We start from the raw sequence: 16,305 nt of genomic DNA, 5'->3' as shown, positions 1-16,305 counted from the left end.
GATGAACCTGTCTCCCCTCAATCGACGCCGCTTCGAGCGCTTCAAGGCCAACAAGCGCGGCTGGTGGTCGCTGTGGCTGTTTCTGCTGCTGTTCGGCCTGAGCCTGGGCGCCGAACTGATCGCCAACGACAAACCGCTGGCGGTGCGCTACGACGGCGAGTGGTATTTCCCTGCCTTCAAACGCTACCCGGAAACGACGTTCGGCGGCGAATTCCCCCTCGAAGCCAACTACAAAAGTCCCTACCTGCGCGAACTGCTGGCGGCCAAGGACAGCTGGACGCTCTGGGCGCCGATCCCGTTCAGCTACCAGAGCATCAACTACGACCTCAGGGTACCGGCACCGGCGCCGCCTTCCGCGCAGAACTGGCTGGGCACCGACGACCAGGGGCGCGACGTGCTGGCGCGGGTCATCTATGGCTTCCGCATCTCGGTCCTGTTCGCCCTGACGCTGACCATCGCCAGCTCGATCATCGGGGTCATCGCCGGTGCGCTGCAGGGCTTCTATGGCGGCTGGGTGGACCTGGCAGGCCAGCGTTTCCTGGAGATCTGGTCCGGCCTGCCGGTGCTGTACCTGCTGATCATCCTGGCCAGCTTCGTGCAACCCAATTTCTGGTGGCTGCTGGGCATCATGCTGCTGTTTTCCTGGATGAGCCTGGTGGACGTGGTGCGCGCCGAATTCCTGCGTGGCCGCAATCTTGAATACGTGCGTGCAGCCCGCGCGCTGGGCATGCAGAACGGCGCGATCATGTTCCGCCACATCCTGCCCAACGCCATGGTCTCGACCATGACTTTCATGCCGTTCATCCTGACGGGCGCGATCGGCACCCTGACCGCCCTGGATTTTCTCGGCTTCGGCCTGCCTGCCGGTTCGCCATCGCTGGGTGAGCTGGTCGCCCAGGGCAAGTCCAACCTGCAGGCGCCCTGGCTGGGCATCAGTGCTTTCACCGTGCTGGCGCTGATGCTCAGCCTGCTGGTGTTCATTGGCGAATCGGCCCGTGACGCCTTCGACCCGAGGAAATGACATGAGCCAGGACAATCTGATCGAGGTCCGCGACCTGGCCGTCGAGTTCGTCGCAGGCGAAAGTCGGCAACGGGTGGTCGAACACATCAGCTTCGATATCCGCCGTGGCGAAACCCTCGCGCTGGTGGGTGAAAGCGGCTCGGGCAAGTCGGTGACTGCGCACTCCATCCTGCGCCTGCTGCCCTACCCGCTCGCCCAGCACCCCAGCGGCACCATCGTCTACAACGGCCGCGACCTGCTCACGCTCCCGGAAAAGCAGCTCAGGCACATCCGTGGCAACCGCATCGCGATGATCTTCCAGGAGCCGATGAGCTCGCTCAATCCGCTGCACAACATCGGCAAACAGATCGGTGAAGTGCTGGCCCTGCACAAAGGGCTCACCGGGGCTGCCGCTGTCCGGCGCACCCTGGAATTGCTCGAGCTGGTCGGCATCGGCGAACCGCACAAGCGCCTCAAGGCGTTGCCGCACGAATTGTCCGGCGGCCAGCGTCAGCGGGTGATGATCGCCATGGCCCTGGCCAACGAGCCTGAACTGCTGATTGCCGACGAGCCCACTACCGCACTCGACGTGACCGTGCAGCTGAAGATTCTCGAACTGCTCAAGGAGCTGCAGGCGCGACTGGGCATGGCCTTGCTGCTGATCAGCCATGACCTCAACCTGGTGAAGCGAATTGCGCACCGGGTATGTGTCATGCAGCGCGGTCGCATCGTCGAACAGGCTACGTGCGAAGAATTGTTTCGAGCGCCACAGCATCCGTACACCCAGGTTCTGCTGGGTGCCGAACCCAGTGGCGAGCCGGCGGCCACTGCGGTCGGCGAGCCGATACTGGCGGTCGACGCCTTGCGCGTGTGGTTCCCGATCAAGAAGGGATTGCTGGGCCGTACCGTGGATCACGTCAAGGCCGTCGATGGCATCCAGTTCACCCTGCCCCGTGGGCAGACCCTGGGTATCGTTGGCGAAAGCGGCTCGGGCAAGTCCACGCTGGGCCTGGCGATCATGCGCTTGATCGCCAGCCGTGGCTCGATCCAGTTCCAGGGCACCGCGCTGGACGGCTTGGCCCAGCAGCAGGTACGACCGCTGCGCAAGCAGATGCAGGTGGTCTTCCAGGACCCGTTCGGCAGCCTCAGCCCACGCATGAGCGTGAGCCAGATCGTCGGCGAAGGCCTGCGAATACACAAGATCGGCAACGAAGCCGAGCAGGAACAGGCTATCATTGCCGCGCTCGAGGAGGTTGGGCTGGACCCGAAGACCCGCCATCGTTACCCTCACGAGTTCTCCGGCGGGCAACGGCAACGTATCGCCATTGCCCGGGCCTTGGTTTTGAAACCGGCGTTGATCCTGCTGGACGAGCCCACATCGGCGCTCGACCGCACCGTTCAACGCCAGGTAGTGGAGCTGTTGCGTTCACTGCAACTGAAATACAACCTGACCTATTTGTTTATCAGCCACGACCTGGCGGTAGTCAAAGCCTTGAGCCACCAACTGATGGTGATCCGGCACGGTCAGGTCGTCGAACAAGGGGCGGCGCGGGCTATCTTTGCCGCGCCGCAGCACCCTTATACACAGCAGCTGTTGGAAGCAGCCTTCTTGGCCCCAACGGCTGTCGATTAACCTGAAGAGGAACAACACATGGGTTTTCTCGCCGGTAAGCGCGTCCTGATCGTCGGTGTCGCCAGCAAACTGTCCATCGCATCCGGCATCGCTGCCGCCATGCATCGCGAGGGTGCTGAACTTGCCTTCACCTACCAGAACGAAAAGCTCAAGGGCCGCGTCGAAGAATTCGCCGCTGGCTGGGGCTCGAGCGCCGATCTGTGCTTCCCTTGCGACGTCGCCAGCGATGCTGAGATCGCCTCGGTCTTCGAAGCCCTGAGCAAGAAGTGGGATGGCCTCGACGTCATCGTTCACTCCGTCGGTTTTGCCCCGGGCGACCAGCTCGATGGCGACTTCACCCAAGCCACCACCCGCGAAGGCTTCCGCATCGCCCACGACATCAGCGCCTACAGCTTCGTGGCACTGGCCAAGGCCGGTCGCGACATGATGAAAGGCCGCAATGGCAGCCTGCTGACCCTGTCGTACCTGGGCGCCGAGCGCACCATGCCCAACTACAACGTCATGGGCATGGCCAAGGCTTCGCTGGAAGCCGGCGTGCGTTACCTGGCCGGTTCCCTGGGCCCGGAAGGCACTCGCGTCAACGCCGTATCGGCGGGTCCGATCCGCACTCTGGCAGCGTCGGGCATCAAGAACTTCCGCAAGATGCTCTCCGCCAACCAGGCGCAGACCCCGCTGCGTCGCAACGTCACCATCGACGAAGTCGGCAACGCCGGCGCGTTCCTGTGCTCGGACCTGGCGTCGGGCATCAGTGGCGAAATCATGTACGTGGACGGCGGCTTCAACACCACCGCCATGGGTGATATCGAAGAGTAAGTCGTCAGGCTGCACTCGATCGAAGAAAACGCCGCTCACCTCGAGCGGCGTTTTTTTACCTGAGATTCAGAAATCTCCGTAGGAGCGGTCATCGGCCGCGAAAGGGTGCCGCCGATGCCTGGACAAACAAAAGGCCGCATACGCGGCCTTTTGTTCAAACATCCATCACCTCAATACTTGGTGATGTCCGCCTTGGTTTCCAGCAACTTGCGGTACGCGGCAAAATCCTGCTGCCCCATACGCGACGCCAGGAACCGGCGATACTGGGTCTTCTCTTCATCACTGGGCGCAGCAGCCTCGTTCACGCCGTCCAGGCGCAGAATCACGAAGCTGCCATCCTTGAGCGACACACTGGTGAACTCGGGCTTCTCCTTGGCTTGTGGCTTGGGCATGCGGAACAGCGCCTGCAGCTCAGCCGGCTCGATGCCGTCCTGACCGCGCGTGACCGCCTCCAGCACTTTCCACGACTGCCCGTCCTGACGGGCCGCCAACGGCACCTTGCCGTCACGCAGACCGGCCAGCAACGCTTCGCCCTTGGCCTTCACCTGGGCTGCAGCGTGCTGCCTGGCCAACTCGGTGCGGATCGGCCCGGATACGGCTTCCAGCGGCAGCTGCGCAGGCTTGCGATGCTCCTTCACACGCACCACGACCATGGTTTCCGGATCCAGCTCGAGCGCGGCGCTGTTAGAACCCTCTTCCAGCACTTCGGGGCTGAACGCAGCCTGGACCACCGCGCGACTGGCCGTGACGCCCTGGCTGCCGCCGTCCCTGCCGAATGGCTCGGAGGTCTGCACCTTGAGGCCCAGCTCCTGAGCCGGCTGACCGAGGTCGGAGGCTTCGAACGCCGAGTCTTCCAACTGCTTGGTGGCGGTGACGAAGCGCTGTTCCACTTCCTGGGTCTTGAGGTCGCTGGTGAGCTTGGCCTTGAGGCTGGCAAAGGTCGGTACGTCCGGCGCCTGCACGTCTTCAAGCTTGATCAGGTGCCAGCCGAAATCGGTGCGCACCGGCGCCGACACCTGGCCCTTGCTCAAGGCATTGAGCGCCGTTTCGAACGCCGGGTCGTACACGCCATTGCCGGCGAAGCCGAGATCGCCGCCATTGTTGGCCGAGCCTGGGTCCTGTGAGACTTCCTTGGCCAGCTTGGCAAAGTCCTCGCCCTTGTCCAGGCGCGCCTGGACTTCCTCGATCCTGGCCTTGGCCTGCGCGTCATCGAGCTTGTCGTTGACTTCGATCAGGATGTGCGCGGCACGGCGCTGCTCGGACAGGTTGGCGATCTCTTTCTGGTAGGCGTCCTGGAGATCCTCGTCCTTCACGGTGATCTGGTCGAAGAACGAAGACTTCTTCAATTCGACATAGTCGATGACCACCTGATCGGGACTCATGAACTCCTTGGCGTGCTCGTCGTAGTGCGCCTTGATCTCCTCGTCGGTCACCTTGGTCGCCGACGGGTCAGCCTTGAAGGTCAACGAAGCGAAATCGCGGGTCTGCTTCTCGAGACGGGCGAAAGCGGCAACCTGCTCGTCGGTCACGAAGCTGCTGCCTGCCAGGCCGGCGCGCAGCTGGCTGATGAGCATCTCTTCGGAAAGCATCTGGCGGAACTGCAAACGGCCATAACCCATCTGGCGGATGACCTGGTCGAAACGTTCGGCGCTGAACTTGCCGTCAACCTGGAATTCCGGTGTCTGCAGCATGATCTGGTCGAGCGCGCCTTCGGAGAAGGCGAACTTGGCGTCATGTGCGCCTTGCAGCAGCAACTTGCGGTCGATCAGGCCCTTGAGGGCCGCTTCGCGCAGCATCTTGTCGTCGAGCAGGGCCGGATCGAAATCCTTGCCCAGCTGTTGCATCAGCTGGCGACGTTGCATCTCGGTGGCCTGGCTGAGCTCGTTCAAGGTGATCTCGTCACCGTTGACCTTGGCAGCGTCCTGGCTGTGGCTGGCGGCCTGGAAGATCGCGTCGAAACCGGTAAGCGCCATCAACACGATGATCAAACCGATGATGGTCTTGGCAATCCAGCCCTGGGAGTTATCCCTGATGTTCTGCAGCATGCATCCCCCGAAAACGGTCGTACAGATAGAGCGACCGCGGAGAGTAATAGGAATCCGGATAGAAGAAAGGCGCATCCGAGGATGCGCCTTCTCGTAACTCGCGGAGCTTGCTCAGCTCCACTCCTGTTGCCGGCATGGCCTGGCAGCAGGTAGCAAAGGCGTGGCCGAAGCTTAGTTGACAGCTTCTTTCAGGGCTTTACCGGCTTTGAAGCTGGGCTTCTTGGCAGCCGCGATTTCCAGCGCCTTGCCGGTTTGCGGGTTGCGACCGGTACGCGCCGGGCGATCAGTCACGGAGAACGTACCGAAACCTACCAACACAACCGAATCACCGGATTTCAAGGCGCCCGTAACGGATTCGATCACGGCGTCCAGCGCCTTGCCAGCTGTAGCCTTGGAGATATCAGCAGATGCGGCGATTGCGTCAATCAGTTCCGACTTGTTCACTATAAGTCCCCTTATATCGATATTTTGAGTTGTTTCTAAGTATGTGGTGAAACGTGCGCCGGGTGGCTGTCGAGACAGCAAGTGCCGCTTTATAACAAGGGCTCTAAAAAACTGTCAAGAAAGCCACCCAGTCAAATCAAGGCTCAATGCGTGCTGATTCGTTCCTTGGAATCCGTATCGCGTTTCTCATCCTTGGCGACAATCTCGGGAGCCACATCGGGCAAGGGCTCAGGCGCGTATTGCAGCGCAATTTGCAGGACTTCGTCAATCCATTTAACAGGTTTAATCTGCAGATCCTGTTTGATATTGTCGGGAATTTCCTTGAGATCGCGCACGTTTTCTTCAGGGATGATTACAGTCTTGATTCCACCACGATGCGCCGCCAGCAACTTCTCTTTGAGGCCACCGATGGCCAATACCTGGCCACGCAGGGTGATCTCGCCGGTCATGGCGACATCGGCGCGCACCGGAATCTTGGTCAGTGCCGAGACCAGCGCAGTGCACATGCCCACACCTGCACTCGGACCGTCCTTGGGCGTGGCGCCTTCGGGCATGTGGATATGCGTGTCGTGCTTCTCGTGGAAGTCCGGCGCGATACCCAGGCTCTTGGCCCGGCTGCGTACCACCGTCTGCGCCGCCGTGATGGACTCGACCATCACGTCACCCAGCGAACCGGTCTTGATCAACTGGCCCTTGCCGGGAACCACGGCAGCCTCGATGGTCAGCAACTCGCCGCCCACCTGAGTCCAGGCAAGGCCGGTGACCTGACCCACCTGGTCCTGCTGCTCTGCCAGGCCGTAGCGGAACTTGCGCACGCCCAGCAAGTGCTCCAGCGATTCGGCGGTGACCTTGACGGTGAATTTCTTCAGGTGTGCATGTTCCTTCACCACCTTGCGGCAGATCTTGGCGATCTGACGCTCCAGGCCTCGCACGCCCGCTTCGCGGGTGTAGTAGCGAATGATGTCGCGGATCGCCTCGACGTCGATCTCGACTTCGGATTTTTTCAAGCCGTTGGCTTCGATCTGCTTGGGCGACAGGTACTTGATCGCGATGTTGATCTTCTCGTCTTCGGTGTAGCCGGGCAGACGGATCACTTCCATCCGGTCGAGCAACGCCGGCGGAATGTTCATCGAGTTCGAGGTGCACAGGAACATCACGTCGGAAAGGTCGTAGTCGACTTCCAGGTAGTGATCGTTGAAATTATGGTTCTGCTCTGGATCGAGCACTTCCAGCAGCGCCGAGGCCGGATCGCCGCGCATGTCGCTGCCCATCTTGTCGATCTCGTCGAGCAGGAACAGCGGATTGCGGACCCCTACCTTGGTCATCTTCTGAATCAGACGACCAGGCATCGAACCGATGTAGGTACGACGGTGACCGCGAATCTCGGCTTCGTCGCGAACACCGCCCAAGGCCATGCGCACGAACTTGCGGTTGGTGGCATGGGCGATGGATTCGGCCAGGGAGGTCTTGCCCACACCGGGCGGCCCGACCAGGCACAGCACCGGGCCACGGATTTTCTTCACGCGCTTTTGCACGGCGAGGTATTCGAGGATGCGTTCCTTGACCTCTTCGAGCCCGTAGTGATCGGCATCCAGAATGCTTTCGGCACGTGCCAGGTCGAGGCGCACCTTGCTCTGCGCCTGCCAAGGCACCTGCACCAGCCAGTCGATGTAAGTTCGCACCACCGTTGCTTCTGCAGACATCGGCGACATCTGCTTGAGCTTGTTCAACTCGGCCGTGGCCTTGGCCAGGGCGTCCTTGGGCAGGCCCGCCGCGTCGATGCGCTTTTTCAGCTCTTCGACTTCGTTGTGCCCTTCCTCGCCATCGCCCAGCTCTTTCTGAATGGCCTTCATCTGCTCGTTCAGATAGTACTCGCGCTGGCTGCGCTCCATCTGCTTCTTGACCCGCCCGCGAATGCGCTTCTCGACCTGCAGCAGGTCGATCTCGGCATCCAGCAGTGCCAGAACGTGTTCGACACGCGCCGGCAACTCGATGATCTCGAGGATCTCCTGCTTCTGTTCGATTTTCAGCGCCATGTGCGCGGCCATGGTGTCGACCAGGCGGCCAGGCTCATCGATGCTGTTCAGCGAGGACAGCACCTCGGCAGGGACCTTCTTGCCCAACTGCACGTACTGCTCGAACTGACCCAGCAGCGTGCGCACGAACACTTCGGACTCGCGATCCGGCGCATCGACTTCGTCGATCAATTGCACTTCGGCGCGAACGTGGCCGTTGATCTCCAGGAACTGCTCGACGCTGCCGCGCTGCTCGCCTTCGACCAGCACCTTGACGGTGCCGTCAGGCAGCTTGAGTAGCTGCAGAACGGTGGCAACGGTACCGACACGGTACAGGGCGTCCTCACCTGGATCATCATCGGCGGGATTCTTCTGCGCGAGCAAAAGGATCTGCTTTTCGCCAGACATCGCCGCCTCGAGGGCTTCGATGGACTTCTCACGACCCACAAACAGCGGGATAACCATATGCGGATAGACGACGACATCACGCAATGGCAGGAGAGGCAATTCGATGGTTGTCTTCATGATTTCGCCTCTACAGCGGCCCCGAAGGCCGTAAACAGATGGAATTGAGCATGCCTTCAATGTGGGGGCTCGCCCCGCAAAAAACAAGTTCACTGTCTGAAAAACGAAAGGGGCCCGTAGGCCCCTTCCTTGTTCCAGCTCAGATTGTCGATCAGGCGTCGGGTGCAGCCTTCGCCGGCGGCTCGCTGTTTTCGTAGATCAACAGCGGCTTGGACGTCCCTTCGATCACGCTCTCATCGATGACCACTTTGCTTACATCGGTCTGCGAAGGAATTTCATACATGGTGTCGAGCAGAACGCCTTCGAGAATCGAACGCAGGCCTCGCGCACCAGTCTTGCGCTCAAGAGCACGACGAGCAACGGACTTCAAGGCATCGCTGCGGAACTCGAGATCCACGCCTTCCATTTCGAACAACTTGCCGTACTGCTTGGTCAGCGCGTTCTTCGGTTCGGTAAGGATCTGGATCAATGCCGCCTCGTCCAGTTCGTCCAGCGTTGCCAGAACCGGCAGACGACCGACGAACTCGGGGATCAGCCCGAACTTGACCAGATCGTCCGGCTCCACTTCACGCAGCGACTCGCCGACCTTCTTGCCTTCCTGCTTGCTGCGCACCTGGGCACCGAAACCGATACCGCCCTGGGTGGAGCGATTCTGGATGACTTTTTCCAGGCCGGAAAATGCACCACCACAGATGAACAGGATGTTGCGCGTGTCGACCTGCAGAAACTCCTGCTGAGGATGCTTGCGACCACCTTGCGGCGGTACCGAGGCCACGGTGCCCTCGATCAGCTTCAACAGCGCCTGCTGCACGCCTTCGCCCGAAACGTCACGGGTGATGGACGGGTTGTCCGACTTGCGCGAAATCTTGTCGATTTCGTCGATGTAGACGATGCCCATCTGGGCTTTCTCTACGTCGTAGTCGCACTTCTGCAGCAGCTTCTGGATGATGTTCTCGACGTCCTCACCCACGTAACCGGCTTCGGTCAGGGTGGTGGCATCGGCGATGGTGAACGGCACGTTGAGCAGGCGAGCCAGAGTTTCAGCCAGCAAGGTCTTGCCCGAACCGGTCGGGCCGATCAGCAGGATGTTGCTCTTGCCAAGCTCGACGTCGTCGTTCTTCTTGTCACGCTGGTTCAGGCGCTTGTAGTGGTTGTACACCGCTACCGCCAGAACCTTCTTCGCGCGCTCCTGGCCAATCACGTACTGATCCAGGATGCCGCTTATTTCTTTGGGCGAGGGCAATTTATGCGCGCTGCTCTCGGCCTGGGCTTCCTGCACCTCCTCGCGGATGATGTCGTTGCACAGGTCGACGCACTCGTCGCAGATAAAGACCGAGGGGCCGGCAATCAATTTGCGCACTTCATGCTGGCTTTTGCCACAGAAGGAGCAATAGAGCAGCTTGTTGCCGTTGTCCTCGCCGTTGCGGGTGTCAGTCATTCGATCGATCCAAATCCGATAGGCTTGCAACACAAGATGAAGGCTATTGCGGGCTTTTTCAAGCCCACAGGTGGCTGACATGGCCACCACCCCCATCTGGCTGCTTAGGCGGGCAAGTTGCGCTTGGACATCACAGAGTCGATCAGACCGTAATCGACCGCACGCTCGGCGCTCATGAAATTGTCGCGGTTGGTGTCCTTCTCGATGGTCTCGATGCTCTGGCCGGTGTGGTGCGCCAGCAGCGAATTGAGACGCTCGCGAATGAACAGGATTTCCTTGGCATGGATCTCGATGTCCGAGGCCTGGCCCTGGAAACCGCCCAGCGGCTGGTGAATCATCATGCGCGAGTTGGGCAGGCAGTGACGCTTGCCCGCGGCGCCACCGGCAAGCAGGAACGCGCCCATGCTGCAGGCCTGGCCGATGCAGGTGGTGGACACGTCCGGCTTGATGAACTGCATGGTGTCGTAGATCGACATCCCCGCCGTCACCGACCCGCCTGGTGAGTTGATGTAGAGATGGATGTCCTTGTCCGGGTTTTCCGCCTCAAGGAACAGCAACTGCGCGGCGACCAGGTTGGCCATGTAGTCTTCCACAGGGCCGATCAGGAAGATCACTCGTTCCTTGAGCAGGCGCGAGTAGATGTCGTACGCACGTTCGCCACGAGCCGATTGCTCGATAACCATCGGGACCAGGCCGCCTGCGGCCTGGATGTCAGAGCTCTGCTGAATATAAGAATTGCGGGACATGTCTCGCACTCACTCCCAAATAGTCATGTCTTGAATACGCATAAGCCAGCGCGAAGGCTGGCTTATGGTGTTTTCGAACCTCAGAGAACGATCACTCGGCTTGTGCTGCTTCCGCCGGCTTGACCGCTTCTTCGTAAGAGACCGACTTGTCGGTCACCTTGGCTTTCTGCAGAACAGTATCCACAACTTGTTCTTCCAGCACAACCGAACGGACTTCGTTCAGCTGCTCATCATTTTTGTAGTACCACGATACAACTTGCTCAGGCTCCTGGTAGGCCGAGGCCATTTCCTGGATCAGCTCGCGCACGCGTGCTTCGTCCGGCTTGAGTTCGTTCTGCTTGACCACTTCGGCGACGATCAGGCCCAGCACGACGCGACGCTTGGCCTGCTCGGTGAACAGCTCGGCCGGCAATTGGTCAGGCTTGATGTTGCCGCCAAACTGCTGCACGGCTTGAACGCGCAGACGGTCGACTTCGTTGTCGAGCAGCGCCTTTGGCACTTCGATCGGGTTGGTCGATACCAGACCGTCCATGACCTGATTCTTGATCTTGGCCTTGATTGCCTGACGCAGCTCGCGCTCCATGTTCTTGCGAACTTCGGCGCGGAAGCCGTCGAGACCGGTTTCCTTGATGCCGAACTGGCCGAAGAACTCTTCGTTCAGCTCTGGCAGTTTGGCTTCGGAAACGCTGTTGACGGTGACGGTAAACTCGGCGGCCTTGCCGGCCAGCTCGAGGTTCTGGTAGTCCTCGGGGAAGCTCAGGCTCAGAACCTTCTCTTCACCGGCCTTGGCGCCGACCAGGCCGTCTTCGAAACCAGGAATCATGCGGCCCGAACCCAGAACCAGCTGGGTACCTTTGGCCGAACCACCGGAGAACTCTTCGCCTTCGATCTTGCCGACGAAGTCGATGTTCAGCTGGTCTTCGGTCTGCGCGGCGCGATCGGTCTGCTCGTAGCGTACGTTCTGCTTGCGCAGCACTTCGAGCATGTTGTCCAGGTCGCTGTCGGCGACGTCGGCGCTCAGGCGCTCGACTTCGATGCTGTCGAACGCGCCGACTTCGAACTCGGGGAACACTTCGAAGGTGGCGATGTATTCCAGGTCCTTGCCCTTCTCGAACACTTTCGGCTCGACGGCGGGTGCGCCGGCTGGGTTGAGCTTCTGCTCGACCACGGCTTCATAGAAGGAAGCCTGGATGACGTTGCCCAGGGCTTCCTGGCGCGCGTCAGCCTCGTAGCGCTGACGGATGACGCTCATAGGCACCTTGCCTGGACGGAAGCCCGGGATCTTGGCGTTACGGGCGGTCTGTTGCAGACGCTTGTTGACTTCGGCCTCGATGCGCTCGGCGGGAACGCCGATGGTCATGCGGCGCTCGAGAGCGGAAGTGTTTTCAACAGAAACTTGCATGGATTTTCCTCGTTGCACAGACGTTAGCCGGCCATTTCCGACCCCAGATCAAGGGCAAGCATTCTAGAGGCTCGAACTCAAGAAGTCACCCTATGCACATGGATGCGCACAAAGTCGCTGCAGAAACCGTCAAACGGCAGCAAAAGAAGGCTGGTCCAGGCCTGCAAATGCCCTGACAGACAAGTTTTGCAAGATAATCTCAGGCTCGCTGGTATCCTATGCAAAGGATAAAGCCATTACCTTGCACTTCCACGTGGAGATCTCGGCCATTCTGTCGCTTCCCGTAGCAACCTCTATTCTTGCAGGACCCTCATGGCCATAAGCCCTGACACGCCGGTCTCCCTCGCCAATTGCGAGGACGAGCCCATTCATCGGCCCGGGGCCATTCAGCCTCACGGCGCGCTGATCGCACTGGACGGCGAAGGTCGCGTGCTGACTCGCAGCGCCAACCTGATGGCCATCACCGGATTGGATGTATTGCCGGGCACTACCCCGAACAGCGAACTGCTGGGCGCCGATGCCCTTGCCTTGATCGCCGAGGGCCTTGCCAGCAGTGATCCCTGGGCAAACAGCGTCGAGAGCGTCCTGCTCGGTCGCCTGTTCGACGTGATTGCCCATCGCCATCTGCAGGTTCTGTATCTGGAGTTCGAGCCGCGTCGGACCGCCAGCGGCTCGTTCAGCCAGTTCGCCCTGTACGCGCAGCGCATCATCAGCCAGATGCAGAACCGCCATGACATCGACGCACTGCTGAGCCGTGTGACGGCTGAGATCCGCAACATGACAGGTTTCGACCGGGTCATGGCCTACCGCTTTCGCCCCGACCTGTCTGGCGAAGTCATCGCCGAGGCCCACCGCGAAGACCTCGAGAGCTACCTGGGTCAGCGCTACCCGGCATCGGACATCCCTGCCCAGGCACGCCTGCTTTATATACTCAACCCGATTCGCCTGATCGCCGATGTGGCCTATGCGCCAGCGCCATTGACGCCGTCTCTCGACCCACGGACCGGCCAGCCGTTCGACCTCAGCTTCAGCACCCTGCGCAGCGTTTCGCCGATTCACTGCGAATACCTGACCAACATGGGCGTGCGCGCCTCGATGAGCGTGTCGATCGTCGTCGGCGGCAAGCTGTGGGGGCTGTTCTCCTGCCATCACATGGCACCCAAGACGATGGCGCATCCATTGCGCATGTCTTTTCAGGTCATCTCGCAGGTGTGCAGCGCGCTGGTCGAGCGGCTGGAGCACAACCTGGCCACCCAGACCTTGAAGCAGGCGAGCGACCAGCAACAAAAACTCATGACCCTGGCGCGCGACTCCGAGGACCTGGTCAGTGCATTGGCGGGCGAGCCGGACAACATTGCCGCGCTGATACCCTGCGATGGCGCCGCAGTGGTCATGTCGGGTCGCACCCAAAGCATCGGCGGGCACTTCGACCCACTGTGTCGCCAGGTGCTGGAGCACGTCGAGCAGGACCCGAACCTCGAGGTCTTCCACACCGACAATTGGCAGGGTTCAGAGAGTGAACGTAATACCAGCGGCTACTGCGGCATTCTGGCGGTCCGTTTCCATCGCCAGGAATCGGGCTGGGTGATGTGGCTGCGCAAGGAAGAAATCAACAATGTGCGCTGGGGCGGCAAGCCGGAGAAAATCATCAAGGTCGGGCCGTCCGGGCCACGCCTGACGCCACGGGGCTCCTTCGAGGCTTGGGAAGAAGTGGTGCGTGGGCGTTCGGCCAACTGGGGCGATACCGATATCACCATTGCCGAGAAGCTGCGCCGCGACCTGGTCGAATTGTGCCTGAGCCGTGCCAGCGAGATCGATGGCATGCGTCAGCGCCTGATCGCCATGCTCGGCCATGACCTGCGCAATCCGCTGCAGTCGATTTCCATGGCTGCGGCCATGTTGTCCTCGAGCGAGACGCGCGACACCGAACTGCGCAAGCACATCAGCCACTCCAGTGGTCGCATGGAACGGCTGATCAGCCAGATCCTTGAGATGAGCCGCCTGCAGTCCGGCCTCGGCATCATGGTCACTCGGGTTGAAACCGATCTGTCGGCGCTGGTCGAAAGCATCGTCGATGAGACAGCGGTGGCTTTCCCTGGCCTGACCATCGAGGCACGCATCCAACCGGATGTGCGCGCCATGGTCGATCCGGACCGCTACGCGCAGGTCATCACCAACCTGCTGGGCAACGCCCGCTACCATGGCACGCCGGATACGCCGGTACTGATCAGCTTGAGCACGGAGCAAAACAACACGCGGCTGTCGGTCCTCAACCAGACCACCCCGGTGGCCCCCGAGCGCCTGTCGACGCTGTTCCAGCCGTTCAAGCCGCACAGCAGTGAAAACCTGCGCAACAAGAACGGCCTGGGGATCGGGCTGTACATTTCTCAGGCCATCGCGGTTGCGCACAGTGGCAACCTGAGCGTCGAGCAGAACGGCAATGTCATCACCTTCAGCATGGTCCAGCCCGTGGAGGCGTGACTCGTCGACTGAAACGCAGACACGAAAAAGCCGCCCGAAGGCGGCTTTCACGTTGCGCAGCAGGCCTAGGCCTGGCTGTACGGGTTGGTGCGGACGAAGAGACTCGAACTCTTACACCTTGCGGCGCTGGAACCTAAATCCAGTGTGTCTACCAATTCCACCACGTCCGCGTGTAGCTTTTAAAGCAAAGGCGCCGGATCGGTAAGAATCGGGCGCCTTTCGGAATATGGGGTGGACGATGGGGATCGAACCCACGACAACAGGAGTCACAATCCTGTGCTCTACCAACTGAGCTACGCCCACCATATTGCGTTTACTGCGTTACTTGTGCCAAAGCTGCCTAATGGCGCACCCGGCAGGACTCGAACCTGCGACCATCCGCTTAGAAGGCGGATGCTCTATCCAGCTGAGCTACGGGCGCTTTTGAGTCTGTAGTCCTTGCAGATTACAAATCCAGAGCTTCAGTCGGTGATGACAAACAAGCCTTGAAACCGCCTGTTTTGCTCTACCTTCTTCACCAGTGCTAGGCCCTGCCCGACAAGTGCGACGAATGTTATAGGCGAGCCTTGGGGTCGTCAACTCTTTTTTGAAAAAAATTCATTTAATTAAAGGGCTTAGGAGGTTTCGCGAAGCAAGCGCCTTTGCCCTGGGCGTGCGACATGCGAGAATGCGCGCACATTTTCATTCCTTTTCGATGGTTAATCACGCGTCATGACTGCACAACTTATCGACGGCAAGACGATCGCCGCCAACCTGCGTCGGCAGATCGCTCATCAGGTTGCCGAGCGTCGTCGGCAAGGCCTGCGCACGCCGGGCCTTGCGGTGATTCTGGTGGGTACCGACCCCGCGTCCCAGGTCTATGTTTCGCACAAGCGCAAGGACTGCGAGGAAGTCGGTTTCGTTTCCCGGGCCTTCGACCTGCCGAGCACCACCTCGCAGCTTGAGCTCGAGACGCTGATCGACACGCTTAACGCCGACACCGAGATCGACGGCATTCTGTTGCAGTTGCCGCTGCCCGAGCATCTGGACGCCTCGCTGCTGCTCGAGCGCATCCGTCCGGACAAGGACGTCGATGGTTTCCATCCCTATAACGTCGGCCGCCTGGCCCAGCGCATTCCGTTGCTGCGTCCGTGCACGCCCAAGGGCATCATGGCCCTGCTGGAAAGCACTGGCCAGGATCTGTATGGCATGGACGCGGTAGTGGTGGGTGCCTCCAACATCGTTGGCCGGCCGATGGCCATGGAGTTGCTGCTGGCAGGCTGCACCGTGACCGTGACCCATCGGTTCACCAAGGACCTGGCAGGCCACGTGGGCCGCGCCGATCTGGTGGTGGTTGCCGCGGGCAAGCCAGGGCTGGTGAAGGGCGAATGGATCAAGGAAGGTGCGATCGTGATCGACGTGGGCATCAACCGTCAGGCCGATGGCAAGCTGGTGGGCGACGTGGTGTATGACACTGCCCTGCCCCGTGCCGGCTGGATCACTCCAGTCCCAGGCGGCGTAGGTCCGATGACCCGCGCCTGCCTGCTGGAAAACACCCTGTATGCAGCAGAAACGCTGCACCAGTGATATAAACCCTGATGCGCGCTGTATCCGATGCACCGCAGCGCGGCTATCGCGGCCGCTGACCGCTCCTACGGGGGTATCCATCTTCCGTAGGAGCGGCCTGTGGCCGCGAAAAGGACAGCGCGGTGTGGCAGGCCAATCGGAGCGCGGCTTTCGCGGCCGCTGACAGCTCCTACGGGGGCATCCATCTTCCGTAGGAG

The 16,305-nt window shown here is 60.6% G+C and carries 11 protein-coding genes and 3 tRNA genes; 5 read left to right on the top strand and 9 right to left on the bottom strand.

From position 1 onward, the window contains the following. The first annotated feature begins 1 nt into the window (after window position 1). The 3 genes from H7993_RS11665 to fabI are packed head-to-tail and all read left to right on the top strand — an operon-like array spanning window position 2 to window position 3,446. Window positions 2-1,021 carry an ABC transporter permease gene (locus H7993_RS11665; RefSeq protein WP_185794483.1) on the top strand — a complete coding sequence of 340 codons (1,020 nt, stop codon included), beginning with the start codon at window positions 2-4 and terminating at the stop codon, window positions 1,019-1,021. Between the two features lies 1 nt (window position 1,022). Further along, window positions 1,023-2,633 carry an ABC transporter ATP-binding protein gene (locus H7993_RS11660; RefSeq protein ID WP_185794482.1) on the top strand — a complete coding sequence of 537 codons (1,611 nt, stop codon included), beginning with the start codon at window positions 1,023-1,025 and terminating at the stop codon, window positions 2,631-2,633. A gap of 18 nt (window positions 2,634-2,651) precedes the next feature. After that, complete coding sequence (fabI, locus tag H7993_RS11655; protein WP_122476006.1) at window positions 2,652-3,446, top strand: enoyl-ACP reductase FabI; 795 nt, start codon at window positions 2,652-2,654, stop codon at window positions 3,444-3,446. 170 nt (window positions 3,447-3,616) lie between these two features. Here fabI and H7993_RS11650 read toward each other — a convergent pair whose 3' ends face one another. From H7993_RS11650 to tig, 6 genes are all read right to left on the bottom strand, one after another. Further along, complete coding sequence (locus H7993_RS11650; protein ID WP_185794481.1) at window positions 3,617-5,491, bottom strand: SurA N-terminal domain-containing protein; 1,875 nt, start codon at window positions 5,489-5,491, stop codon at window positions 3,617-3,619. Window positions 5,492-5,662: 171 nt separating this feature from the next. Then, window positions 5,663-5,935 (bottom strand): HU family DNA-binding protein, encoded by a 273-nt coding sequence (locus H7993_RS11645; protein WP_049858847.1) that lies wholly within the window; start codon window positions 5,933-5,935, stop codon window positions 5,663-5,665. Window positions 5,936-6,078: 143 nt separating this feature from the next. Beyond that, a complete protein-coding gene (lon, locus tag H7993_RS11640; RefSeq protein ID WP_185794480.1) occupies window positions 6,079-8,475 on the bottom strand; it encodes an endopeptidase La in 2,397 nt (798 codons plus the stop codon). A 151-nt stretch (window positions 8,476-8,626) separates the two neighbouring features. Continuing rightward, complete coding sequence (clpX, locus tag H7993_RS11635) at window positions 8,627-9,913, bottom strand: ATP-dependent Clp protease ATP-binding subunit ClpX (protein ID WP_122476011.1); 1,287 nt, start codon at window positions 9,911-9,913, stop codon at window positions 8,627-8,629. 104 nt (window positions 9,914-10,017) lie between these two features. Beyond that, entirely contained in the window at window positions 10,018-10,659 is a 642-nt protein-coding gene (gene clpP / locus H7993_RS11630; protein ID WP_122476013.1) for an ATP-dependent Clp endopeptidase proteolytic subunit ClpP, read from the bottom strand. 91 nt (window positions 10,660-10,750) lie between these two features. Continuing rightward, window positions 10,751-12,061 (bottom strand): trigger factor, encoded by a 1,311-nt coding sequence (tig, locus tag H7993_RS11625; RefSeq protein WP_185794479.1) that lies wholly within the window; start codon window positions 12,059-12,061, stop codon window positions 10,751-10,753. A 312-nt stretch (window positions 12,062-12,373) separates the two neighbouring features. Between tig and H7993_RS11620 the strand changes: the two genes are divergently transcribed. Further along, complete coding sequence (locus H7993_RS11620; RefSeq protein WP_185794478.1) at window positions 12,374-14,542, top strand: GAF domain-containing protein; 2,169 nt, start codon at window positions 12,374-12,376, stop codon at window positions 14,540-14,542. An 85-nt stretch (window positions 14,543-14,627) separates the two neighbouring features. Here H7993_RS11620 and H7993_RS11615 read toward each other — a convergent pair. The 3 genes from H7993_RS11615 to H7993_RS11605 form a co-directional block, all read right to left on the bottom strand. Then, window positions 14,628-14,712: transfer RNA gene (locus H7993_RS11615), tRNA-Leu, on the bottom strand. A gap of 57 nt (window positions 14,713-14,769) precedes the next feature. Further along, a tRNA-His gene (locus tag H7993_RS11610) sits at window positions 14,770-14,845 on the bottom strand. 41 nt (window positions 14,846-14,886) lie between these two features. Further along, a tRNA-Arg gene (locus H7993_RS11605) sits at window positions 14,887-14,963 on the bottom strand. Between the two features lie 290 nt (window positions 14,964-15,253). Between H7993_RS11605 and folD the strand changes: the two genes are divergently transcribed. Continuing rightward, window positions 15,254-16,108, top strand: coding sequence for a bifunctional methylenetetrahydrofolate dehydrogenase/methenyltetrahydrofolate cyclohydrolase FolD (gene folD / locus H7993_RS11600; protein WP_185794477.1), 855 nt, complete (start codon window positions 15,254-15,256; stop codon window positions 16,106-16,108). The last annotated feature ends 197 nt before the right edge of the window (window positions 16,109-16,305 follow it).

The sequence above is a fragment of the Pseudomonas baltica genome (genome assembly GCF_014235765.1).
Classification (GTDB): domain Bacteria; phylum Pseudomonadota; class Gammaproteobacteria; order Pseudomonadales; family Pseudomonadaceae; genus Aquipseudomonas; species Aquipseudomonas baltica.
The sequence above is the reverse complement of the archived record's forward strand: the minus strand, read 5'-3'. Positions and strand labels throughout refer to the sequence as shown.